Annotated in this window: 24 protein-coding genes and 1 pseudogene; 12 read left to right on the top strand and 13 right to left on the bottom strand. The window is 43.8% G+C overall.

Going from position 1 to position 23,388, the window contains the following annotated elements; genetic code table 11:
• Positions 1-244 precede the first annotated feature (244 nt).
• On the top strand, positions 245-493 hold the full coding sequence (locus IQ270_RS11265) for a chlororespiratory reduction protein 7 (RefSeq protein WP_193973309.1): 249 nt from the start codon (positions 245-247) through the stop codon (positions 491-493).
• Between the two features lie 77 nt (positions 494-570).
• Here IQ270_RS11265 and IQ270_RS11260 read toward each other — a convergent pair whose 3' ends face one another.
• Together IQ270_RS11260 and IQ270_RS11255 are read right to left on the bottom strand one after the other, a co-directional pair.
• Complete coding sequence (locus IQ270_RS11260) at positions 571-951, bottom strand: hypothetical protein (protein WP_193973308.1); 381 nt, start codon at positions 949-951, stop codon at positions 571-573.
• A gap of 219 nt (positions 952-1,170) precedes the next feature.
• Positions 1,171-2,319 (bottom strand): glycosyltransferase family 4 protein, encoded by a 1,149-nt coding sequence (locus tag IQ270_RS11255; protein ID WP_193973307.1) that lies wholly within the window; start codon positions 2,317-2,319, stop codon positions 1,171-1,173.
• 578 nt (positions 2,320-2,897) lie between these two features.
• On the opposite strand from IQ270_RS11255, the gene serS reads away from it, so the two are divergent.
• Positions 2,898-4,178: a serine--tRNA ligase gene (serS, locus tag IQ270_RS11250; RefSeq protein WP_193973306.1), complete on the top strand. Its 1,281-nt coding sequence runs from the start codon at positions 2,898-2,900 to the stop codon at positions 4,176-4,178.
• A gap of 183 nt (positions 4,179-4,361) precedes the next feature.
• On the opposite strand, the gene IQ270_RS11245 is transcribed toward serS, so the two are convergent.
• Complete coding sequence (locus IQ270_RS11245) at positions 4,362-5,378, bottom strand: hypothetical protein (protein WP_193973305.1); 1,017 nt, start codon at positions 5,376-5,378, stop codon at positions 4,362-4,364.
• A 235-nt stretch (positions 5,379-5,613) separates the two neighbouring features.
• On the opposite strand from IQ270_RS11245, the gene IQ270_RS11240 reads away from it, so the two are divergent.
• Positions 5,614-7,482 (top strand): 3-oxoacyl-[acyl-carrier-protein] synthase III C-terminal domain-containing protein, encoded by a 1,869-nt coding sequence (locus IQ270_RS11240; protein ID WP_193973304.1) that lies wholly within the window; start codon positions 5,614-5,616, stop codon positions 7,480-7,482.
• On the top strand, positions 7,482-8,408 hold the full coding sequence (locus IQ270_RS11235) for a hypothetical protein (protein WP_193973303.1): 927 nt from the start codon (positions 7,482-7,484) through the stop codon (positions 8,406-8,408). Before IQ270_RS11240 ends, IQ270_RS11235 begins: the two co-directional genes overlap by 1 nt.
• Before the next feature lie 213 nt (positions 8,409-8,621).
• Here IQ270_RS11235 and IQ270_RS11230 read toward each other — a convergent pair whose 3' ends face one another.
• The gene (locus IQ270_RS11230; RefSeq protein WP_193973302.1) at positions 8,622-8,759 is read right to left on the bottom strand and encodes a hypothetical protein; all 138 of its coding nucleotides are present in this window, start codon (positions 8,757-8,759) and stop codon (positions 8,622-8,624) included.
• Positions 8,760-9,079: 320 nt separating this feature from the next.
• On the opposite strand from IQ270_RS11230, the gene msrA reads away from it, so the two are divergent.
• From msrA to IQ270_RS11210, 4 genes are all read left to right on the top strand, one after another.
• Positions 9,080-9,733 (top strand): peptide-methionine (S)-S-oxide reductase MsrA, encoded by a 654-nt coding sequence (msrA, locus tag IQ270_RS11225; protein WP_193973322.1) that lies wholly within the window; start codon positions 9,080-9,082, stop codon positions 9,731-9,733.
• Between the two features lie 173 nt (positions 9,734-9,906).
• Complete coding sequence (locus IQ270_RS11220) at positions 9,907-10,212, top strand: hypothetical protein (protein WP_193973301.1); 306 nt, start codon at positions 9,907-9,909, stop codon at positions 10,210-10,212.
• Positions 10,213-10,306: 94 nt separating this feature from the next.
• Positions 10,307-10,648 (top strand): YtxH domain-containing protein, encoded by a 342-nt coding sequence (locus IQ270_RS11215; RefSeq protein WP_193973300.1) that lies wholly within the window; start codon positions 10,307-10,309, stop codon positions 10,646-10,648.
• Positions 10,649-10,766: 118 nt separating this feature from the next.
• Positions 10,767-11,324 carry a DUF948 domain-containing protein gene (locus IQ270_RS11210; RefSeq protein WP_193973299.1) on the top strand — a complete coding sequence of 186 codons (558 nt, stop codon included), beginning with the start codon at positions 10,767-10,769 and terminating at the stop codon, positions 11,322-11,324.
• Positions 11,325-11,338: 14 nt separating this feature from the next.
• On the opposite strand, the gene IQ270_RS11205 is transcribed toward IQ270_RS11210, so the two are convergent.
• From IQ270_RS11205 to IQ270_RS11195, 4 genes and pseudogenes are all read right to left on the bottom strand, one after another.
• Positions 11,339-12,199 carry an Rpn family recombination-promoting nuclease/putative transposase gene (locus IQ270_RS11205; RefSeq protein ID WP_193973298.1) on the bottom strand — a complete coding sequence of 287 codons (861 nt, stop codon included), beginning with the start codon at positions 12,197-12,199 and terminating at the stop codon, positions 11,339-11,341.
• A gap of 245 nt (positions 12,200-12,444) precedes the next feature.
• Positions 12,445-12,849 (bottom strand): transposase, encoded by a 405-nt coding sequence (locus IQ270_RS30930; protein ID WP_339384127.1) that lies wholly within the window; start codon positions 12,847-12,849, stop codon positions 12,445-12,447.
• A gap of 218 nt (positions 12,850-13,067) precedes the next feature.
• Positions 13,068-13,409 (bottom strand): hypothetical protein, encoded by a 342-nt coding sequence (locus tag IQ270_RS30925; protein WP_228056260.1) that lies wholly within the window; start codon positions 13,407-13,409, stop codon positions 13,068-13,070.
• A 483-nt stretch (positions 13,410-13,892) separates the two neighbouring features.
• Positions 13,893-14,636 (bottom strand): annotated as a pseudogene (locus tag IQ270_RS11195) (IS1 family transposase).
• Between the two features lie 359 nt (positions 14,637-14,995).
• On the opposite strand from IQ270_RS11195, the gene IQ270_RS11190 reads away from it, so the two are divergent.
• The gene (locus IQ270_RS11190; RefSeq protein ID WP_193973297.1) at positions 14,996-16,153 is read left to right on the top strand and encodes a tol-pal system YbgF family protein; all 1,158 of its coding nucleotides are present in this window, start codon (positions 14,996-14,998) and stop codon (positions 16,151-16,153) included.
• A gap of 110 nt (positions 16,154-16,263) precedes the next feature.
• Here the strand turns inward: IQ270_RS11190 and IQ270_RS11185 are convergent, their stop codons facing one another.
• Positions 16,264-16,737, bottom strand: coding sequence for a hypothetical protein (locus tag IQ270_RS11185; protein WP_193973296.1), 474 nt, complete (start codon positions 16,735-16,737; stop codon positions 16,264-16,266).
• 314 nt (positions 16,738-17,051) lie between these two features.
• Here IQ270_RS11185 and IQ270_RS11180 point away from each other — a divergent pair, with 314 nt between their 5' ends.
• Complete coding sequence (locus IQ270_RS11180) at positions 17,052-17,675, top strand: triacylglycerol lipase (RefSeq protein ID WP_193973295.1); 624 nt, start codon at positions 17,052-17,054, stop codon at positions 17,673-17,675.
• Positions 17,672-18,283 (top strand): triacylglycerol lipase, encoded by a 612-nt coding sequence (locus IQ270_RS11175; RefSeq protein WP_193973294.1) that lies wholly within the window; start codon positions 17,672-17,674, stop codon positions 18,281-18,283. The genes IQ270_RS11180 and IQ270_RS11175 overlap by 4 nt, the downstream gene beginning before the upstream one ends.
• A gap of 252 nt (positions 18,284-18,535) precedes the next feature.
• On the opposite strand, the gene IQ270_RS11170 is transcribed toward IQ270_RS11175, so the two are convergent.
• The gene (locus IQ270_RS11170) at positions 18,536-18,967 is read right to left on the bottom strand and encodes a VOC family protein (protein WP_193973293.1); all 432 of its coding nucleotides are present in this window, start codon (positions 18,965-18,967) and stop codon (positions 18,536-18,538) included.
• 11 nt (positions 18,968-18,978) lie between these two features.
• On the opposite strand from IQ270_RS11170, the gene IQ270_RS11165 reads away from it, so the two are divergent.
• Positions 18,979-19,812, top strand: a complete 834-nt coding sequence (locus IQ270_RS11165; protein WP_193973292.1) for a TIGR00297 family protein — start codon at positions 18,979-18,981, stop codon at positions 19,810-19,812.
• A 312-nt stretch (positions 19,813-20,124) separates the two neighbouring features.
• Here IQ270_RS11165 and hetR read toward each other — a convergent pair whose 3' ends face one another.
• The 3 genes from hetR to IQ270_RS11150 all read right to left on the bottom strand — a co-directional run.
• Positions 20,125-21,030, bottom strand: a complete 906-nt coding sequence (hetR, locus tag IQ270_RS11160) for a heterocyst differentiation master regulator HetR (RefSeq protein WP_193973321.1) — start codon at positions 21,028-21,030, stop codon at positions 20,125-20,127.
• Positions 21,031-21,663: 633 nt separating this feature from the next.
• Positions 21,664-21,879 carry a hypothetical protein gene (locus IQ270_RS11155; protein WP_193973291.1) on the bottom strand — a complete coding sequence of 72 codons (216 nt, stop codon included), beginning with the start codon at positions 21,877-21,879 and terminating at the stop codon, positions 21,664-21,666.
• A gap of 94 nt (positions 21,880-21,973) precedes the next feature.
• Positions 21,974-23,388 (bottom strand): FAD-dependent oxidoreductase (locus IQ270_RS11150; RefSeq protein ID WP_193973290.1); only part of this gene is annotated, 1,415 nt, incomplete at its 5' end.

The raw sequence follows: 23,388 nt of genomic DNA, 5'->3' as shown, positions 1-23,388 counted from the left end.
TTTCTTGACGATTTGACATTTGACAAATTTGTACTTGACAAATGTCCTCAGAAATGCTGCCTGGTCGGATCTGTTGACAACTTGGTGAATAACTAAGTTAATAACGGTAATCCGGTAGGAATTCTGAAGTTTTTCAATTGTAACACGATCGAACCGGGGCTGAAAAATGGTAATTCAGAGTGTATACTTTCGATCGCTTAACTTGACGAAACTTTAGAAATAATTAACCTCAACCTTTGAAATTATGTCACTGTATGACGAAGACACTTTTGTGGTGTTAGAAACAAACCAGCCGGAGCAGTTTTTGACGGCGGCGGAATTATTAGAAAAGCTGAAAGCGGTTTTAGCCCGGGAACACGAAGATTTGCCGCGTGATGTCCACAATCTTTCTACTGTGGAAGCTCAAGCTAAGCATTTAATTGATACTTATTGTGAATTAGATGTCGGCCCTGGAAAGTTTTTGCAGTGGTACGCAGTGCGCTTGGAAAAGTAATTTTTGTTAGTTGTTAATTGTTAGTTGTTAATTATAATCACCAATAACACTAATAACCAATAACCAATAACAACTAACTATTCTTCCAACTGTTGTACTGATGATACTTCCACGGCGGTAACGTCGATCGTACCGGGCGGAGTTAAACGGCTAAAATGACCTTCCTCTACTTTCAGAGGTTCGCCGCAGTTGGCACACTGAAACTGAGTTTGATTTAAAGCTGTAAATTCGTATTGACAAACAGGACAACTGTCCTCAATTAAATTGCGTTTCAGCCACCACTGAAGTACGAAAAATGCAACCACAGGTGTCAGCAGCAACAAACCTACTACAATCAACAATGATTTCACTACCCAACCCAAACCAATTGACACCAACACGCAGGCGATGCCCAGCAGTATCAGCCAATTGCTAACACGGGGTAGGTTTAAAGAGATTTTGGGGGTGCCTTGGTTCACGGTGGTCTCCTTGGGTGTCTTTGCAGGTAGGCGTAACTCTATCCTACTTACAAATTCACGCTGTCGATCGAGTTAATTTTGCCATTTTACAGGCAAAAACCGTTCTCTACGGCATAATTAGAGCTGAGTCAGTCGATTCGGGCATGGAATATCTGAATCTGGAATCTTGTAACTTTGGTCTAAAGTTTGAGCATCTGCACCACGATTGTCGGGGGCGCGTTACCCGTTTCTGGGCGAGTCAGAGGGTTGAAAAATCCTTTGTAAAGATTGACAAAGGGATGGAAAACTAAATCTTGCCAGGGTTTGTTCCCTCAACCAAGGGCGATCGCACCTTTTATCCTGTCCTCGCAAAATTTCCACACAAGCAACCGCTACTGCTGCCGAATCTCGGTGAGGAACTCGCCATCCCAGTTTACCATCTTGCAGCGGATCGGCAGACCCGTCCGCATCCCCCGCCAGCACCGGTACTCCGCAAGCTAAAGCTTCCAAATAAACTATACCGAAGCCTTCCTGGGAGGGCATGACATAAGCATCGGCTAACCGGTAATGTTCTGCTAAATTTTCTGCAGCCACAAAACCCGCAAATATTACTCTTTCGGTAACTCCCACATCGGCGGCGAGTTTAGCTAATCTGGGTCGATCGTCTCCTTTGCCAATAACTAAGTATTTCACCTGGGGAAAGCTTTTGGCGATTTCGGGTAAAGCTTGGATTGTGACATCGACGCCTTTGTATGTATCGTTCGATCGCAATCTGGCTACAGTCATCAATATTTTAGCACCAACCAGATCGTACTTTTCTAATAAATGCTGAGGTTGGGAGCCAGGAAAAAATATATTTTCATCGACACTGCAAGGCACTATTTGAAATTTTTCTGAATTTAAATTGTTAAGTTTGCTAGTGCGGTCGCGCGTGTACCTGCTAATCGTCCAAATACTCTCAGCTTCTCTCATTGCTATTTGATATTTTAGTGAAAGTGGTTCCCAAACTTCCTTGCCGTAAGTTAAAATCGTGTAAGGAATTCCCAGCGGCTGACATAACATTTTAATCAGCGGTGCGAGTTTGATGTGACCGCAAAAAACCCGTTCTGGGCGTTTTTGCAGTAAACAAGTCAGCAATTTTGCAGCAAAATTAAGGCGAGCGAGCCAAGTGGGATGAGTTTTTAGGTAATAAAATTTGAGATTTTTTGACTCAAAAGGATTCTGGCAATCTGGAGAATCTCGTAATAGCAAAACTTCTGCTTGTAGAGGCAAGTTTTTTGCTGAAGTTAGTGACAGATAAGCTTTCAGGATGTCTTGGGCGTAGGATTGAATGCCGCCTTCGCTGGAAAATATTTCTAAGAAGCAGAATAGGTGATTTGTCGATCGCATTTTTATTGAGATTAGATAAGAAGACGCTCGCGGTTGAAACCGCATCTATACAAACGAAACTCATGCCAAGAAGACGCTCGCGGTTGAAACCGCATCTATACAAACACTCACCCGCCTCCGCGGGTTGAAGATAAGAAGACGCTCGCGGTTGAAATTACGTTATTCTCTTTAGTCCGCGGAGGCGGACATCGTTTGTCTAGGCGCGGTTTCAACCGCCGTCTTATCTTAACTGCGATCCCCAAAAACAAAAAGCCCCCAACCATCGCTGGTTAGGGGAGAAAATTATCAGGGTGCATCTACTAATGTGCTTACTATAGCATCATTTTGTGGGGTGTCACCCCTGATGGGTGACACCAAGCAATTTTTTCAATGAGAATAAGTTATCGTTGAGGTGCTAAATGATTGCCAAAGCTTGTATGTCCCAGGATCTAGTCCCTGTTAACCTAAGATGAGACAGGCGCAAGAATCCTCAGAAACCCTGTTAATTCGTAGATTTATGCTTGAGAAAGCCAATATTTTCCACAAAATCGGGTTTCCGATCGCAAATCCTTATAAAATTTAAAATTTAGAAAAAATCTGTGCTAGACCTCAAATTAATCCGAGAAAACCCGCAAGCCGTAGAAGACAGCCTCAACACTAGGGGAGGCAACTATGAAATCGAGCAAATCGTAGAATTAGACAAACAGCAGCGGGAGTTGGAAGGCAACCGATCGCAACTGCAAGCCCGCAGCAACGAAATTGCCAAACTCATCGGCCAAAAAAGAAAATCGGGTTTACCCCTGGAATCTCCCGAAATTCAGACTTTGCAAGCAGAAGGCAATGAAGTCGGCACGCAGTCGAACGAATTGCAAGCACAGGAAAAAGAACTAAAAGCTCAAATAGAAACTTTATTGCTGCCGCTGCCGAACTTGCCGGGTAAATCAACCCCCTTGGGCAAAAACGAAGAAGAAAACATCGAAATCCGGCGCTGGGGAGACGAATACATTCCCCAAAATCCCAATATTTTGTCGCACTGGGAAATCGGCGAAAAATTAGGAATTATTAACTTTGAACGGGCAGTAAAAATCGCAGCCCCTCGATTTGTCAGCTTAGTAGGAGTCGGTGCAGCCCTGGAAAGAGCGATTATTCAATTCATGCTCGACCGCCACATAAAAGCTGGTTATATAGAAGTAATTCCCCCATTTTTAGTCAACACAGAATCCCTGACTGCTACGGGTCAATTGCCGAAATTTGCCGAAGAAAGTTTCAAGTGCGATCGAGACGATTTGTGGTTAATTCCTACTTCCGAAGTTCCGGTTGTCAATTTGTACCGAGGTGAAATATTGACAGCAGAACAGTTGCCAATTTATCACTGTTCTTTCACTCCTTGCTTTCGCCGGGAAGCGGGAAGTTACGGCAAAGATACGAGGGGATTAATTCGGTTGCACCAATTTAATAAGGTAGAATTGGTTAAACTGGTGCATCCGAGTACCTCCGAGGCAGAACACGAACAACTGGTGCAGGATGCTGAGGGAGTTTTGCAAGCTCTGAAATTGCCTTATCGGACGATCGAGCTTTGTACCGGCGACTTAGGTTTCGCCGCAGCAAAAACCTACGATTTAGAAGTCTGGCTGCCATCTGCCGGCAAATACCGCGAGATTTCGAGTTGTTCCAACGTCGCAGATTTTCAGGCGCGGCGGGCTAATATTCGCTTTAAAGAAGCGGGGAAAAAAGGCACTCAATTCGTGCACGCCCTCAACGGTTCCGGTTTAGCTGTGGGCCGGACAATGGCGGCAATTTTGGAGAATTACCAGCAGCCCGACGGGACAGTAAAAGTGCCGGAAGTGCTGCAATCTTATCTTGGTCGCGAGGTTTTGTAAAGCAGGTTCGTAGTGAGGAGTTCAGTCCTCCAATTCAAGAAAATGAGGACTAAAGTCCTGACTACAAACCCGCCTTTAATATTAATTACAAATTTTTGAGCAGGTTCGTAGTGAGGAGTTCAGTCCTCCAATTCGAGAAAATGAGGGCTAAAGTCCTGACGACAAAACCGCCTTTAATATTAATTACAAATTTTTGAGCGCTTGCTTAATGTCCAGCGCCAAAAACCTATCTAATGCTAAATACATCCAATAAACAGATAATTGACTGTCGCAGCTAGTCTTAAGAAATCCCAAAGCCAGGGCTTGTTGTTCGTACATGGGGTGAATCATCAGCGTATACAAGTCGCAAAGATTCAGAAAATCTGTTTGCATTTCGACTAAAACTTTCTGTGTGTCTTCCAGAAAAGTAATCCGGTATTCTGACAAATACTGCGGCTCGATAATCCAACTGCGGACAAATACTGACTGGCAATTTTTATCTCCTGGTAGCGCCATTTTGAAAGGATCGATATCGGAAATAGAACTTAAATGCAGGCTTTTGCTAGGATCGTTAAAAAAATTGACTTCAGATTCGCTAGATGTGGGATAAAGTAAATAAAACCCGACTGGATTCAGGTTATCTGAGCGGCGCAAAACTCGCATTCCTTTTGAGTATTGACTGGCCAAAAGCCGGAGAATTTTAGCAATTTTGTGGGGAACAGTATTAGTGCTGCGGTTCATCCAATTGTAGTTGCTTGCTAGTAAATTAGCTACGGGGATTGCGTCGCACCGAGGGTTAAAATCATCTAATTTGAGTTTTGTTGGATTTTCCGGCGCTGCGGGCTCTAAAATTTCATAAATTGGTTGAACTTCAATTGCTGTAGCGTTACCGTCAAAGTGTTTTTTAATTAATCCGAGTGCTGCTAATTTGTCTAACATCATTCCGGCGGCGCGATCGCTCCCGCGATCGGAATCGGAGTAAAATAGTTCTGCTGCTTCCCGGTGAGTGCACTGCACTTCTGTTGCTAGCAATTGCAGTTTAGCCAGCGGCGGTTTGACACGGGGCTGTTTTTCCTGAAGCTGTTTCACGGATAAGTAAATCCAAAGCCTGACAAAGCATTCAGCCCTAGTGCGAGTTACGCCGATTCGTTTCATCAACAGGGAAACAGCCACACGGCGCTGAGATTGAGAATACCAAGCATCTAATGAAGCAATATCCATTGCAGTCGAGAAGCAGCGAAGGAACTTTAGTTATATATTGGCTCAATTTTAGAAAAAACTTCACCCCGCTTCACATTACTTCTTGCTACTGTTGCTCAACTTGTCTGATTTCGCCCAACTCTACAATATAACTGGTGACTCCTTGCAAGTTCGCTGCTTCCCAAAGCACAATTAATTTTAGATATTTTCGGGCTTGATTTAACAAAGTAAATTAGCAATTTTAGAGGTTGACGCGATGTACAGTGCTTATATCAATCGGATTGGAAAGTTTTTGCCGGGAAAACCAATTAATAATGACGAGATGGAGGAGTATTTGGGCAAAATTGCCGATCGCCCTTCGCGAATCAGACAGCGCATTCTCAACAGCAACGGGATTAAACAGCGCTATTACGCGATCGACAAACAGCAGCAAACACTGTATTCTAACAGCCAAATGGCAGCCTTTGCTGTCCGCGATGCGATCGCCCGAGCCAATTTGGAACCAAGGGCGATCGACTTACTAGCCTGCGCCACCACTTTACCAGACTTATTAGTACCGGGATTTGCCAGCACAGTACACGGCGAACTTTCAGAATTATCTCCCCTAGAAATAGTTTCAACTCAAGGAGTTTGTTGTGCCGGAATTACTGCCTTAAACTACGTCGCATCTCAACTCGAACTCGGCAAAAAACAAACAGCAATCGCCGTCGCCTCCGAATTTCCTTCGCGCCTGTTCAAAAACACTAAATTTGAAGCAGAAACTTCTGTCCAAGCCGGAAAACCCCTGCCTTTCGATACAGAATTTTTGCGCTGGATGCTTTCCGACGGCAGCGGAGCATTTCTGGTGCAAAACCATCCCAACGCGACAGGAATTAGTTTAAAAATAGAATGGATTGAGCTAACTTCTCACGCCAACGCTTATCCAGTTTGTATGTATTCGGGATTAGCAAGCGAAACATCAACCAAAAGCTGGTTGGATTATTCTTCCTACCTCGATGCAGCTACAGCCGGAGCTTTTGACTTGCGGCAAAATATTCGATTGCTGGACAATGTAATGAAATTAGGCGTTGAAGGTTGGCTGAGATTGATTAAAGCAGGGAGAGTTTGTCCGCAGAAAATCGACTGGTTGCTGTGCCACTATTCCTCTCACTTTTTTCGCAGACAAATTGTGGAACTTCTGGAACAAGCAGGCTGCATGATTCCTCAAGAAAAATGGTTTACCAATTTGTACTCGCGGGGAAATACAGGCTGCGCCTCGATTTATTTAATGTTAGAAGAATTGTTCAATTCTGGCAAGTTGCAGCCAGGACAAAAAATCTTTTGTTTTGTCCCGGAAAGCGGCCGCTTTACAACGGCTTACATGATGTTAACTGTTGTGGAAAATACCAAGAAATCTACGGTTAGTCAAAGTTCTAACTTGCTGGCTGTTACCGAAGCTTCTCCTCTCGAAAGCCTTAAACCGGAAAATCCCTACTCTCCGCAAGCTTATTTGTTGCGGGAGTTAGCCTGGATTTGGCTGAAGTTCGATCGCTCCATTCGTTCTGTTCCCATTGTCCGCAAATTGTACCGGGGAGAGTTTACAATAGAAGACTATCAAGCATTGCTGTGCAATCTCCGTCCGCAAGTTGTCGAGGGTGCTCGTTGGATTGCGCGTGCTGCTTCTAACATGACTGACTTTCGCGTGCGATCGACTTTTATCGGCCACGCCCAAGACGAACACCGCGACTATCAAATCCTCGAACAAAATTATGTTTCTGTCGGCGGTGAGTTGTCAAAAATTGTCGAATATGATAAGAATATTGGCAGCGAAGCACTATCAGCTTTTATCTTCCACCAAGCATCGCGGGAAAATCCGGTCGATTTAATTGGCAGTATGTTTATTATCGAAGGATTGGGAAATCGGTTGGCCGGAAAGTGGGCAAAAGAAATTCAAGAAACTCTCGGTTTGCAATCCGAACAAGTATCGTTTTTAGCTTATCACGGAGCTAATGACGAGTCGCATCTAGCCAAACTGGAAAATTTGATGAATGCCGAATGGATGACGGATGATATTGCTCGCCGCATTGTCAAAACCGCCCGCGTTACTGCTCGTTTATATTTGCTGCAATTGGAGGAGATTTGCTAATGCAAAAGCTGCAAAAACAAGATACCGAAAATTTCCCAGATCAGCGCAAAATTCCTGACAGTACAAAGCCCTATAACCGCCGAGATCCGAATGTTTGGGAGGTGCTGTTTTGCGATCGGTCAATTCCAGTCGATTTAGTTGCAAAAGCATACATGATGAGGGATTTACAAAACTGGACTCGCAGTTATTTGCTCATCCCGATCAAAGTAATTGCTAACTTGTTGCTGGCGACAATCATGACAACAAAGCGCCTGTTGCCATTTCAATTTCGTGCTTACAAATTAATGCACAAATCCGCAGCATTTTTCCTAAATAACTTTGTCTCCCCAGAAGCTGGTTATTTAATTGTGCGGCACATCAACATCGGTTCCAACATTATCAACTTTTTGATTGACAACGGCCCGGACACCCAGATCGAAAAGTCAAAACTTTATCCGCGCACAGTTAGCGATTTAGCTGAAAATGCCTTTCTCGAACACGACTTAATTCTGTATAACTTTGTCTGGGATTACAACCAAGCAATGCTGACAAATCCCAACTGGTTGCAGATTGTTAAAAAACGGGGAATTAATTATGATAGCATTCAACCTGTGGAAGTTGAAATTGATTTTGAAAGACTGAGGTGGCTGAAGATTCTGGATTTAGAATCTGCGATCGAATTGTTTAAAGTGTTTTATTCTCTGTGTTTGACGAGCGACGAATTTGCACGAGCAGTCATGTCGCTTCAGTTAGATGAAAATTTTGGACTCTACGTCAGCGAGATTACCGGAAATTGCGATTGGAATCATGTCATTGTCAACCGCCATCCGCTAGCGCCAAACAGTCCGTTTAATGCGGCGCGCGACTTGTTTTTACACGGGATAATTTCAGAATATCTCTATCGGTATTTGGAACTGCAAAAAGAGATGAGCAATGCTGAAAATTAGGGTGCGCTAGCTCGGGAATAAAAACAATCAAATAGGTTCGTAGTGAGGACTTCAGTCCGCATAATTTTAACAGAACTAAATTTCTCACTACAAACACTTTTATTAAGGATGACTAAGTGATATGATTAATCATCGAAAACCTATAAGCCGCTCCACCCTACTAGTTGTAGTTGCAAAACATTCTTAATGTCAATATAAAATCAACAAAAAATATCAACCCACTGCTAACTGTGGTTGTTCTGCTAATTTTGATAAATCCCGATCTGCCACAATCCACTTGCCTGTAATCGGATCGCGGTAAGTAATAAACGGATTTGATTTTAAAGATTTACTGCAAGATTTAACGGCCATTTATAAACACTCCCTATAAATTGTGTTGAATAACTTCTACTACAAACCCATAATTTAATAGTCGGTGATTTTGCCGTAAATTTGCGTGATTTAGACCTCAACATTAGGTGATATTTTAGGTATTTTTGGGTGATAGATAGCACGGTTCAATGTGATTTAAAAATGTGTTTTCTGTGAGCAGCATCACCAAAAGTTTTCCGAAAAACACTTCTACCTCGTGGCTTTTACCTTCTAAGTTGAAAAACACCACTATTTTCAGTGAATATCTGATATTATTAAGTAAGGTAAAGACGTTTATCAGAGATCGCCCTCACAAATTTATGGTGCTATTTGGATTTGGCAAAAAGTCGAGCCTGCCCTCTCCCCAAGACGCATTGCCGGGACGGGCAGAGTCGATGCCGGTACCGGCAACTCACTTTGTTAACGGCAATCCGCTCAAACCTCCCTTTCCAAACGGCATGGAGATTGCCATGTTTGGCTTGGGCTGTTTTTGGGGCGCGGAACGCAAATTTTGGCAGCAAGAGGGAGTTTTTTCGACGGCTGCGGGCTACGCGGCGGGGATTACTCCGAATCCTACTTATAACGAAGTTTGCAGCGGGATGACGGGACATAATGAAGTAGTTTTGGTTGCGTTCGATCCCAAGGTAGTTAGTTACGAAACGCTGCTCAAAGTTTTTTGGGAAAGTCACAATCCGACTCAAGGAATGCGTCAGGGTAATGATTCGGGTACTCAGTACCGATCGGGAATTTACACCTATTCAGCCAACCAAAAACAGCTAGCTGAAGCTTCGCGCGATGCTTACCAGCAAGCTCTGACGGCGGAAGGTTACGGTAAGATTACCACTGAAATTATTGAGGCTCCTGAGTTTTATTACGCAGAAAGCTATCACCAGCAGTATCTTGCTAAAAACCCGAACGGTTATTGCGGCTTGGGCGGTACTAAGGTTTGTTTGCCTGCTATGTCTCAGGCTTAAAACTTTACGAGTCTTAGGAATAGGGAGATATAGATTTTTACACAACAATGTTGTGTCCCTACAACGTAGTTCATGACACAACATTGTTGTATCTATACAAAAGATTTGGTGGGCTGTTGCTGCTAGTGAGCCAGAAAAATCGGGATAGATTAGTAGTTGAAAATAGGTAAAAAATGCTGACTGGTGTTGTAATTATCAATGTAGTAATATCTGTGGTGTGTTTTTATATCGCTGCGAGAGTGTGGAAACTCAAGCGGAAGATAGCACGCTTGGAAATGCGGATCGCGACCATCGAGCGCCGCAGCCACAATGTCTTGGTCAAATCGCCGACTTTTCTTGCGAAAAGGCAACGAGGTGCTCATCAAGTGCGACGGAATTATCAACAACTGGAATTGCAACTGCAACAGGTTCGGCAACTTTTGGGATTGGTGGGTTTGGGGCGAATGCTTTGGCCCAGGCGCGATCGACCTTTGAGATAAGCTATCCTAATTGTCAAGCATATTTCTAGCTTGGCACATGGCTGCGATCGGGCTTTCCTAGCCTAAAATTGGTGTACGGAGAGAAGTTATAAAAATGTCAACTAAACGTTCGGGATTATTTATTGGCGGTTTGCTTGTGGGTTCTGCGATCGGGGCCGTGACTGGGTTGCTGGTGGCACCGCGAGCGGGCAAAGAGACGCGGCAGATATTGAAAAAATCGGCCGATGCAATGCCTGCGTTGGCGGAGGATTTATCGACTAGCGTGCAGTTGCAGGCCGATCGACTTTCTGAAACTGCACTGCGAAATTGGGACGAAACTTTGGTTAGACTCAAAGAGGCGATCGCGGCCGGTTTGGAAGCAACTCAGCGGGAACGCCAAACACTGTCGGAAGCTGAAGCCGAAGTCAGTCCTGCGTCGCGCCCTCCCATCCACTAAATGACTTAGCTGTTGGGGACGGGCCCGATGCCTATCCCACAAGAATTTCATCAAAATTGACTGTAAAATTAGATCCACAGCAGCTTATGAATTCCCAAACCCCAAATCCGAGATACAAGTGAGCGATCCCATCTTTTGGCTAGGACTTTCGATTTTGCTAGTAGCAGTTAGCTTGACGGCTGTATTAGTGACTTTGATACCTGCGGTGCAAGCATTGACACGGGCAGCGCGCAGCGTGGAAAAGCTGGCTGACACGCTTTCTCGCGAGTTTCCGCCGACTTTGGAGGCGATTCGGTTGACGGGGCACGAAATTAGCGAGTTGACCGATGATGTTAGCGATGGGGTGCAAAGTGCGGGGGAGGTTGTCAAACAGGTCGATCGCAGTATTGGTAGCGCCAAGAAGCAGGCGCAAAATGTGCAGGTGACAACTCGCAGCGTGGTTACAGGAATTAAGGCTGCTTGGAAAACTTTAACTCGGAAGCCGCCGATTTCGGGTAGAGGGAGAGGGGGCGATCGGTTGTCAGCGAGTCAAAGAAGTGCGATTTCGCTCAGGGATTCGGGTTTGGATGACAGGTATTCTGGGAGCAATCGGGAATCGCCGAGGTTGAGGAGTGGCGAGGGTTCTGGCTTAGCGGAGGATGCGGAAGATTTTGATGAAGTGTCGAAGGATTCTTGATTATCGATCGCTTTTTACCTTGCTTGTTTCAACTTTTGAATTTCCTCAATACTCAATCCTGTTGTTTGACTAATTGTTGCTTCATCTAACAAATCCAGAAGTTCTTTGGCAATTGCGATCGCTTTTTCCTTCATTGCCTGTGAAACAGCCTGTGAAACAGCCTGCTTGACAGCTTTAGTAATAGCATTCCGCTGGTCTTGTATGTAAATTTCCTGATGTTCTAAATCTTCCAACTCTTCGCGGGTCAAATCGGCGCGATTAGCTACTTCAAAAGCTTTCTGAATTGCTGGGACTTCTCCCATTTGTTCCGGTACAACTTCTAAACTTTTGGCATTTTTCAGAAAATAGATCCACTTATCGGTTAGTGTTTCTAATTCCTCTAGTCTTTTGCCGAATTTAGGTAATTCCACAAATACTAACTCAATATCGTAAATTAAATAGTCAACCAGAAAATCTCTTTCTTTTAGGATAAATTTGGAAATTACTTTGTCAAGATTGGGAAACATTTCAAAGTCAGTAATAGTTAGAGCGATTACCGGATTGAGTAGCGTATAATCTGCTCCCGTGTCGAGTTGAATCGAATAAGCTTTAGCAGCATTGTACAATATCCGCTTTTCAAAGCCTTCTACATTCAATACCTGCATTTCGATAATGACTGTTTGCTCATTATTCAGCTTGGCTCGGATATCTAAGTAAGTATCTTTAACTCCTCTAATTTTGGGGGGTTGATAGGGATTGAGGATTTCTAAAGATTCGATCGCAGAATCGCCTTGGTAGAGGATGGCGTTGAGAAAACTGATGAGGATGTCTTTGTTTTGTGCGTCGCCGAATATTTTTTTAAATGCAAAATCTGTTTTGGGATTGATAAATCTCATTCTTTAAACCTCCAACGTGAAGGAATCGCTCTCGATTGTAATTATACCATTTATACTGTTTTATAGGGTATTCTCAGACCGTCAAGCTTTTCTGTAACATTTCTGGTTGAGGGGGAATCGCCCATCTAATCTTTTAGATCCAAGTCTTCTGTTTTCGGAGTGTCTGAAGTTGAGGGAAATTCTAGTATAATGTTAATATCAATTGATACTGTAATTTCAGGTTCTTCCTTACTTGGGATGCCAAACTAACAATTAAAATACCAAGTAAGCAAACATCTATTTTTGTAGTCTTCAAAATTCATAAAGCCATACGCCGAACGTTTTATTAACTTAAGCTTGTGATTGATACCCTCAACAACACCAATTCTTGTCCTATTCTCAAAGTAAGCAATTATCTCATCAATCCAATTGGTAATAGTCTTCACACTATCTGGAAAATATTGTTTAGCTCTTTGATGCCAGATACCAATTCTCAACAATTCCCTCAACCAATTAGTTTTTCTATTTTCAAAAATCTTTCGGAATTTTTGTTTTAACTTATTCATTATTGCGAGCCTGGGACACACCTTTTTAACTAACATTAATTTCACTTTTTGCTTTTCTTTTAATCTCTCTTCATTCTTTGCTAACCCATATTTTCTATCATTTATTCCGTCTATTAGTTGTTGAAATTCTGCTAGTTGTTGAGGTATTTTGAATTTTTACTTAAATCTATTACGTGCCTTTGTTCGCGCTTTTTTTGTGTATCTAACTCATTGTTAACTTGTACCCTTACATGAAATCTGTCCGCTACTACTTAAACATTGGGTATCAGTTTTTTTACTAGAGTGTTGTAACATTTCCACAAATCTATACTTACTTCTTCTATTTATTCTAAAACCTCTGAACCCCATGAATTTAGGACAAGCTCGATTTCTGCTTGTGTTCTTCCTTTGGCACTTGTAATCAATTTAAATGTTTCTAAATATATTAACACGGGACTGTAATTTCCTTGACCTTTGATTAACGCTATTTCATCAATTCCTAGCTTTTTTAAGCCTAATGGTTTTGATGATAATTCTCGTGAGGCATCTGACAACATTCTTTCTATTTCTTCTGTTGCTTCTACTCCTTGTTTTGCTACACTATTGATATCACTCGACAAAACTGACTTGATAGTTGTATCTGCTAGTCGTTTTGTATAAGTTCTTCGGTTCTTGACAACTTCCAATTTTTCTCCCAATGGTTTGCCGCATTTTTCACATTTAAACTGTCGCCTGTTTATTTCTAAGAATACTGGCTTTTCTCCCCACGATAAATCTTTTACTACCTATCGATGATTTTGATGTAATCTATTACTTTTTGTCCCGCAATGATGGCAACGACTTTCTTTATGGATTGACTCCACCTCTAATATTGTTCCCATGGACGGTACTTGACTCATTTGAGTTACTTTAATTCCTTGTATATTCAGAAGCTCTGTTAGAACTTTAGTACCCTTTTTTGTGGTCATGACTATAATTTGATTCCCAAAACTAAGAGTGACTCTTTATAGTTAACAATCAAACGAGCTTAAATGTCAAGCCGGGTAAAAAGTTGATTTACACTTTGACATATTTGTTCAATTGATTTTACTGATTTAGCTATTGATTTAGCCTAATAAGTAAGGAAGAACCTACTTTCTTTAAAACCTATATTAACTATTTTGGTAGTCCTAAATATGTAATGATTCATTATAATCATGAATAAAATACAATAAGGCCCCAACATTATTATCTAATTTTTTAGAAAACGATAAAGTTTTTCTAACCAGTCTAGAAAATCGTTGCCTTCAGGTATTATTGAACCGTTCAATATGGCTAGTTTTTCCGCTATTTTTGCTGACTGGCTTATGTCTGGTTGTTGGGAAAACACATTCATATGCTTGCCAAAAATCTGTATAGCACACTGGACATTGTCGCTCAACACGAGGTAAAGATTCCCATAATTTTTCGGCTGATTTTTGTTTGACTTCTATCTCCTACATAAAATCCGACAATTTCTCGGGTTTCTCAATCTAAAGCCAGCCACACCCACTGTTAGTTTTGTTTATTTTGAACATAAGACCAAAGTTCGTCACATTGAATGATTAGTTTTCCTGGGGTTTTAGCTGATACTTCAAGTTCCCTGGAAACCGTGGCATACTTGCCATTGACGTATTTCTGAAGCCAAGTTTCTGAAACCTCAAAAACTCTACATATACCAGCAAAAGGTATTCTTTCCAGTAATAGCTTGTCAATCCATTTTTTAAGAGAGTTAGAAATATATTTTTTACGGTTATTTTCAACAAACTGGCGGCTACACTCCTGACATTGATGATTTTGCTTACCATTATGAATATGACATTTTTTTCGGATGTTATGAGTCCACATCTAGGACAGACGGGTTGAGAGTCTTCAAAGTCATTATACTTCTGCATCGGTTGAAAATTCATCGATGTTTTCATAGGTTAATTTCTCTCAAATTCATGACCCTAATTTAACATTTCTGATTTCAAAAAAATATTTTTTTAAATAATTTTAACAAGCAAATCTTATGAAAAATAAAAATTTTTCATTTTATTTTTCATAAAACAACGAGGTTTTTATTAGTATTTTAGCAACATCATTACATATTTATGACTACCTGATTTTGTACAATTTTGGCACGTATTTTTTGAATTATTGTCATACTTACACATCAGATATATAAATTCACACAGGAACCAAAATTGTTAACCAGTGGCGGAACCAACCAAACATCAGCCAAGATATAAAAGACACCATTTCCCCAACCGCCATGACAGACATCCACCAAATAGCCACCGCCCTAGAAAGCCAAGACTACAAACAAGCCGCCCAACTCATCAAACAACTGCAAAAAGAATCCCCCGAAAATCCCTGGCTACAATACTACATCGGCCGCTACTACGAACTCACCAACAACCTCGAAAAAGCCCAAACAACCTACAAAAAAATACTCCGCGACATCACCAACCCCAAAATCGTCTCCCAAGCCCGCCAAGGCATTCAACGCATAGAAACCACACAAAACAACCTCCGCCAACAAGCCATCGAAACCGCCAAAAACGACCCCAGCAGCCTCGAACCCGGACTCCTGATCCTCGAACCCGTCACTCCCGAAGACAAACCCGCAGCCGTACAAAATATCAGCAGAATCTTCAAAATCGACGCCTACACAACTAGGATGCAACTCCAAAGCCGCGGCTGGAGACTGTACAAAACCGGGCCCATTGGCCAACTCCGAATATACGGCCAAGAACTCCTCAAAGCTGGAATTCCAGTATTTTGGACAACCCTAGCCGACATTCAAAAAATCCAAATCTTCCGAGTCCAACACTTCCAATCTCTCTCTTCCCCAACCGTTGTTTGCAAAGATAGTCTAAATCGACTCGGTTCTATAGAATTTAACTGGTCAGAAGTTACCCAAAGAGTAGAAGGGTTGTTACCAATGTTCATCGAAATCATGGACTACTCGCCCAACCGCAGAACCGACCAATTTCGCCACAAAGAAATCACCCAAGATTACGCTCAAATCTGCGACTTGCACATTCCCAGTCGCAACAGCATTCTGCGAATTTGCGACCAAAGTTACGAATTTAAACAAGGTGTTGACTTCACCAAAATTTCAGCAGCTATCCCAGCTTTACCTAACCAGAAAAACCAAACATCCAGAGTCAAGAAATTCCCACAAATAGCTCAAAGTACCACCAGAATTAACTGGAATCGCTTGCTGGAAATATTCGATCGCCACCTTGACGTTACAGTGTGGTCGGAGTTTACGCTGTTTGCCGATACAGCCATCGATTACACGCATATGTTGAGCAAAATCAAATCTCATGTAGAAGTCGATCGCAAATCCGAAACTCCTTGGGACCCGCTTTTCCAGCTATATAGCGCCCTAGCCTTTCTCAGAAACAAAGGAAATAGGGAATAGAACAAAAAAAGAGTTAAAAATTAAAAATGAAGAATCCCATTTTTTAACTTTTAACCCGCCCCATTGGGAATTATCCAATGCCTAATTCCCTATTACCAATTCCCTAATTTCTACTTCATTTTCACCTGACGAGCCATTTCCCGGAAATTGTTCATGCTAGGGCCCGGGCTGCGACGAGTTGCAGTTGGTATCGGCATTAAATTATTAGGAGCAAAAGTGCGATTTGGTTCAGCTTGACTCGGCACTTTACCGTTAGTTGCAGCCGCCGCTACCTTAGCGGGTTCCGAAGTCTTAGCAGGAACGCTAGCGACTGGTTCCTTTTCTTTCTTAGACTTTTTCTCTACCTTAGCCTTCTTAGCCGGTTCAGACTTGCCTGACATAACAGCCTCAACTTTTGCAGGTGCGGCCGCAACAGCATCCCCTACCTTCGCGACAGCAGCCTCTACCTTAGCAGGTGCAACCTTAGCAGGTTCCTTCGCCGAAGATTCGCCTAAATCCATGAAATATTCAGACTTTTTCAAGCCCAACAGTCTGCCGAAAAAGCCGAAAATACCGCCGAAGAAATTTTTGATAAAACCAAACATTAGACTTACTCCTTTTGTTCTTTTAGAGAAATTTGTACAAGCTTGTCAACAAGGTTAGCCTACGAGGTTAGGCAACCTTTGTCTATATTTCTTAATCAAAATTAACAATATTTGATTAAAAACACAGACCTTCTAGTAATTTTTACTGACTAATCCCAGTTTTACTTCGCACTTGTTTACGATTATCTCAGAATTTATGACATATTGCCTATTGGCCAGCGTTACATCGATCCGATTCGCTAGCTGTCCTATGAGGGGTCAAACTCCCTAGGGGAGTGATTTATACTTTAATCTGCAAACAATTTTCCAGCAAAATGAACAGTAGGCTCGATCGCAATCCCGTCATTCTGATCCACGGCATCTGGGACACAAAGGCTATTTTCAGCAAAATGTCCGCCCGCCTCACCCAACTCGGATGGTGTGTCTACAGCGTCAACCTCACCCCCAACGACGGCAGCGTCAGCCTCGACTTACTGGCACAACAACTTGCCGACTACATCCGTGAAACCTTCGAGCAAGAACAGCAATTAGAAATAGTAGGCTACAGTATGGGCGGCATCGTCAGCCGCTACTACATCCAGCGACTCGGAGGAATTAACCGAGTACAGCGTTTCATCACCATATCTGCCCCTCACAGCGGCACCCTCACCGCCTATTTCATGTCCCTACCAGGATACCTGGATATGCGGCTCAATAGTGGCTTGCTGCGCGATTTAAATAAAGATGTGACTGAGTTCAAACGCATAAATTTTACATCTATTTGGACACCATTCGACATTATGATTGTACCGTCTAACAGCTCTAGAATGCCAGTAGGTAAAGAAGTTAAAATCAACGTAATGCTGCACCGCCAAATGGTGACAGATACCCAAAGTATTAACGCATTAGTTGAAGAACTAAAAGCACCGATTAAAAATAAAATTCCCAATTTAAAATGAATAGCAAATTCAGTCGCAACCCAGTCTTGCTGGTTCACGGGATGCGGGACACAAAGCTTATTTTCAGTACAATGTCCGCCCGCCTCACCGAACTCGGATGGTACGTCTACAGCCTCAATCTCACCCCCAGCGACGGCAGCCTCGGTCTCGAATTACTCGCGCAGCAAGTTGCAGACTACGTTTGTGCAACCTTCGATCCAGAACAGCCGATCGACATAGTAGGATTTAGCATGGGCGGCATCGTCAGCCGCTACTACCTCCAGCGACTCGGAGGCATCAACCGAGTGCAGCGCTTTATTGCGATATCTTCCCCTCACAACGGTACTTGGGCCGCTTACACTAACGGCGGAAAAGGCTGCGTTCAAATGCGTCCCGCCAGTGCTTTTCTCGAAGATTTAAATCGAGATGCTGCCTTACTGGAAAAGTTAAATTTTACTTCGATTTGGACAGATTGGGATTTGGTCATCCTCCCTGCTGCTAGTTCCCAAATGTCGGCAGCAAAAGAAGTAAAATTGTCAGTCTTTACCCATGCGATGATGGTGAAGCATTCGAGCAGTTTAAAATCTGTCGCCGAGGCACTATCAGAACCCTTGAAAGTTCATGATTAACCGTTTGATTGACTCTTGTATAATAGACTTCTTGCAAAATAATTAGGAGGATGCTCAAAGCCAATCCCACAGAAATCTTTTTTTCTTGTGGGACGTTGCTCTGAGCATCGTCCCAAAATTTGATTAGAAGGACTGAGGCAAGAGGTCTAATGTCAAATTTTGTAGAGGCGGGTTGCACCTACAATAATTGCCTCAAACCAACAATCTCGTAAACCCGCCCCCACAAAAGGCAAATCGCTACCGGACTAGATATCAAACAGCATCGCCGACTTCAGCGTATTCGCTGCGCCCAAAAATTGCCTCGGCTTCGCAGTAATACTTGAATTCCAGTATATTGTGGAAAGGGTCTTGCAAGAAGAAGGTGCGGTGCTCGGTAGGCAAACCTACAAATCGCCTTCTCGGTTCTTGATAGAAATTCAAGTTGTTTTGCTGTGCTTTTTCTAACAACCCTTCCCAGTCGGCTTCGGAAGTAAAAATTAATCCAAAATGCCGGGGATATATGCCTCGCTGGGGGGTCAAAGGTTCGCGGCTGACGTGGGCGACAATTTGATGGCCGCACAGCCCCATAATCGCAGAATTAGGCGATTCGCGACCTAATTGGCAGCCGAGCCCGTCTACGTAGAAGGCTTTTGTTTGGGCAATATCGGTGACGGGGAAGGCAAGATGAAATAAGACTTGGCTCATGGAGGTACTAAATGCAGAATTCTGAATTGTTCTTTAATTATTTGTCTTTTTCTAATCCTTGGTTGGTGGCGATCGCCCTTAATACATTTTTACTCGCGATCGCCACAGTTTCTCCCAAAAAATTGCTCACACCCGCCGGACAATTTCACGGCTGGCTGCTGGGCGTCGTGATTTGGGGCTGTTTGGGATGGCGGGGCTATGCGGTGGTGATGTTTTACTTTCTTGTCGGATCGTCCGTTACCCGCATCGGCAAAGCCCAAAAAGAAGCTGAAGGTATTGCCGAAAAGCGATCGGGCGCGCGAGGCCCGGAAAATGTCTGGGGTTCGGCTTTAACCGCTACTTTTTGTGCTGTGGGAGTTTTGGCATTATCTATTTTAGGAGATACGGGCAATATTTTTGCAGACACGGGCAAGATGCCCGTGCCACAAGATGTTATTTCCCTGTTGTTGCTGGGTTATGCGGCGAGTTTTTGCACCAAACTTTCCGATACCTGCGCTAGCGAAATCGGCAAAGCTTACGGCAAGCATACGTTTTTGATTACTACGTTGCAGCCTGTACCTAGGGGTACTGAAGGGGCGGTAAGTCTCGAAGGAACGATCGCGGGCATTGTCGGCTCGATCCTGATTGCGCTGTTGAGTTGGGCGGCCGGTTTAATTGACTTGACAGGAATTGTTTTTTGTATTATTGCAGCTTTTATTGCTACCAACATTGAGAGCGTGATTGGCGCGACGGTGCAATCAAAGTTTGAATGGCTCACGAACGAGGTAGTGAATTTTTTTAATACGCTCATCGGTGCGATTTGTGCGATCGTCTTGGCCTATGTCTGGAAAGCTTTTTTAGTTTAGTGATTTTTGGATGTCGCAAACTCAAGAAACCGGGTTTTTTACAAGCATTCAAGGCATTAACGCAGTATTTACGGAAAACAACCCGGTTTCTGCCTGCACTATTAGTTATTAATCATTAATTTCGAGCGATCGACTAATAACTAATGACTAATCACTGAATTGTTAGCTGTTGACTGTTGACTGTTAGCTGTTGACTGTTAACTGTTGACTGTTGACTGTTGACTACCAACAGTCAACTACCAACAGTCAACATTCAACTACCAACTACCAACTGCCAACAGCTAACTACCAACTGCCAACTGACCAATGACATTAATCGTCATCTTTTGGTCCAAAAACCATTTGTAAAATCATCGTTGGTTCGCCTCGCTTGTGATAGCGATCGGCCCAATTACGAATAATTTCATCTAATTCTTCAACAGCTTGGTCGAGCCGTTCCGGCGGTATATCCAAAGTCTCCATAACTCGCATCACCTTCGGTTGTTTTTCCGCCCAATCCTTCATCAGCCGGAAATATCTAGCCGTATCCTCCACCATCGTAAACGTGCGCTCTTCTTGCTCTGCCGGAGAGTAGGTAGCGCGGGTGAGGGCATAAAACGGCATTCCCCAGGGAGAATCAATCCGAGTCACTGTTCCCGAATAGATCAAGCGCCGCTTGATGTGTTCTGCTAGAGCTTCGCTCAAAGGCATTCGCCTTTCTGGAGGCATATCTTCTTGCGATCGCCTATGCAGAAACTCGATCAACTCCATAAACTGAAAAGAATTGATCAATTGAGCATCAGGCGGATTAGCAGGAATTTTGCCTTCGAGATATTTTTTTTCATCCGCAGTCAAGCTGTTTCCCGGAATGCGGGGGCGGCCCGGCAACCAAGGATACTGTTCCAGCCAGACATAGGGAAACTGAATCAAATATCTAGGTTCTTGAGAACCCAACATTTTCAGCAATTTTCCCTTAGTCAGAGCTTCCCGGACTTCCTCAACAATCACCTTCACCCGTTTAGGCTCAATGTGATGCAAGTGTCCTGTCATCCGCAGGTTGTTGTCCTGCTCCATATAAGTCATATAAATGGCACATTTAGCCGCCGTTGCGGCCGCGTCTAGAAACGCCCCGTGCCTGTGCCCGCTGGTTCTCATGGCGCTGAACGCCAGATATAGCATGATCTGATCCATTGCACTAGGGCTGAGGCTTTTGACCAGATCTAAAGAGTCATTTTTCATCACAATCCCCGAAATAGCCAAACTAGGAGGCATCTTGTCATCCTCCACTAAATTATTGCCAGAGCGCCGAATCCAGCATAGCCGACAGTAGCCGGAAAGCTTGGCAGCTATCCTAATATTCAGGCCTGTTAGTTTCCCTGAGATCGCTGGAGCATTGGCTTAAAGCCGATAGACACCGAATAAGTGATTCTTATTGGCGAATTTAAGTACGTTGCTGCACCCCTTGCACTCAGGGTTTACCTATATATAAGTTAGTTAACATCGCACGTCAATTATACTGCAGCCGTGGAGAATTCCACCCGATCTGCGAGCGGAGAACGTAAATAAGTATTGCGCTGGGAGGAATTTGAGGCGGCTGGGAAAATGGCAAAGGGGGAAAGGGGTGAATCACAGAGGGGAAAATTTTCCAGACAAAACCGCCACATATTTAGAGTCTATCTCTAGCTAGATGGCGGTTCAAGATTTATATGCTAACATTTATCACACAAAAGGAATCTCCTAAGGACTGTAAACAAAAAGTGCAGTTACCGTTTAACCTGAAAAACTAGAATCTGGGAAAATCAGATCGATCGAATCAATTGCGCGAACCCACTCAATTGCGACCTTCGCTGAGGTACAGTGTGATTAGAAATCTTATAGTGCATGAGTAACATTAGGCTCGGCAAAGCTTCTGCGTCCGCTGCCCCTCTCTGGACCGCGCTCGCCCTTTTGTTGAGTTTGCGCTGACAACATATATTGGGTGTTAGCAGTTTCGAGCATTGGGACTGGAGATTCAAAAGCTAGAGCGGCGCTGGCACTCAAGGTAATGCCCAACAGGCTCAGTAAAGCAATTGCGGTGTAGGTTTGCATGGGTAGTATCCGTGTCAGTGTCTATTACCTGATACGGACTTGCCCCGATCGATCAGGATAGATTTCTGGCAATTTCGGAACTTTGCAAAAAACCTTACCCTTTTGATGCTACAGATACCAAACGCAGCCAAGCGCCGGCCTCATTCGCCTTACCCCACACTGTTAGAAGCTGTTCGGTTTGGCAATTATCTAAAAATCTGTCGGTTTCCCAGTCCAAAGTCACGAGTTGCCAAGTTTGATCGGCTAAGGATGCGGGACTTGTTAGGGTTAGCGTCCAGTCTTGTGTGCCGTGGCGGCGAAAAATGCCGGAAAATTCGCTGTGGGTATTTGCTGTTTTACTGCTGCGACTGGCACAGAAACCGGGTTCAAATGTCAAGGTTCTGGATTCAAATACAGAACTTTCGTTGAGAAACCGGGTTTGTCTGTCGCTGTTGACTGAAAAAGGACATTCGCCGCTGGCGGGATATGCTTGAGGTCGATCGAGATAATAGCGCTGCCGATCGAGCCAATCCGATCGATCCGGTGTCAAATTAAATAAAGGAACAACCGCCGCCCTCGCCTCAGAATCTTGCAGCAAAGCTTCCTGCAAAACCCTCACCGACAAATCGCGCGGCCCACATCCAGCTTCCGCGCACAAAGCCGCCGCCATCCCCGCCGCCTGTCCGATATTCATGACAACTGGCTGCAAGCGAGTTGCACCGTTGGCGATGTGAGAAACGGAAATATTTTTTTCGCAAACCAGCAATCCGTCTGCACTCGCAGGAATTAGCGCACTGTAAGGAATTGTGAAGGGAGTGCCCGTCCAGCGGCCGCCCCAGCGGATGGATTTGGGCTGCAAAGGAATGTCGCCGCAGGGATAGTGGTGATCGTTGGCATAGTTGCCGATCGCAATTGTTTCACAAATTCCCTGAGAATTTATCGGCAACTTCGCGACTCTGCCACCGACAACAGGCAAAATATCTTGTTCTCGAATTGTTTGTACTCCCCGCAAACGGCGACTTTCTCGGTAGTAAGGATGTAAGGCAAAAGAACCCAGAAGCGAGGAATTTTGTGAATTTTCGATCGCAGAAATAGGGAAAATATTCTGTGCTAAACCGTAGCGGCGGCCGAGTTGAGTTTGAATGAAGCGGGCGAAACTTTGAGTGTGCCAAAAACTTTCTTGGAGGAATGCTTGTCGAGATGCTGTTGATTCAATGAGTCGATCGACCTTTTCAGCATAATCATTACCGCGAATCGGCCAATTAATCATCAACAATCCCCCCGGAAGCCTGCCGTAATTGAGAAATTGTTCGGGAGTGTAATCTTTCCAAGCGCCGATAAATAGATCGGGATTGTCCACAGGCGGCGCGGGAATTTCTGGTGCAACCGAACCTTCACCAAAATCCTGCATAACCACCACCCAAGTCGGAGCTTGCACCGAATACCGTCGCGTGATATCGTTAGGGGCGATCGGCGCGCTGACTTCTCCCCACTCAGCTTGAAATTCCCAACCCCAGCGGTGTCCAACCC

Origin of the sequence: Microcoleus sp. LEGE 07076, assembly GCF_015207455.1 — a bacterium.
Taxonomy (GTDB): domain Bacteria; phylum Cyanobacteriota; class Cyanobacteriia; order Cyanobacteriales; family Microcoleaceae; genus Microcoleus.
This window is presented reverse-complemented; position numbering and strand designations above follow the sequence as displayed.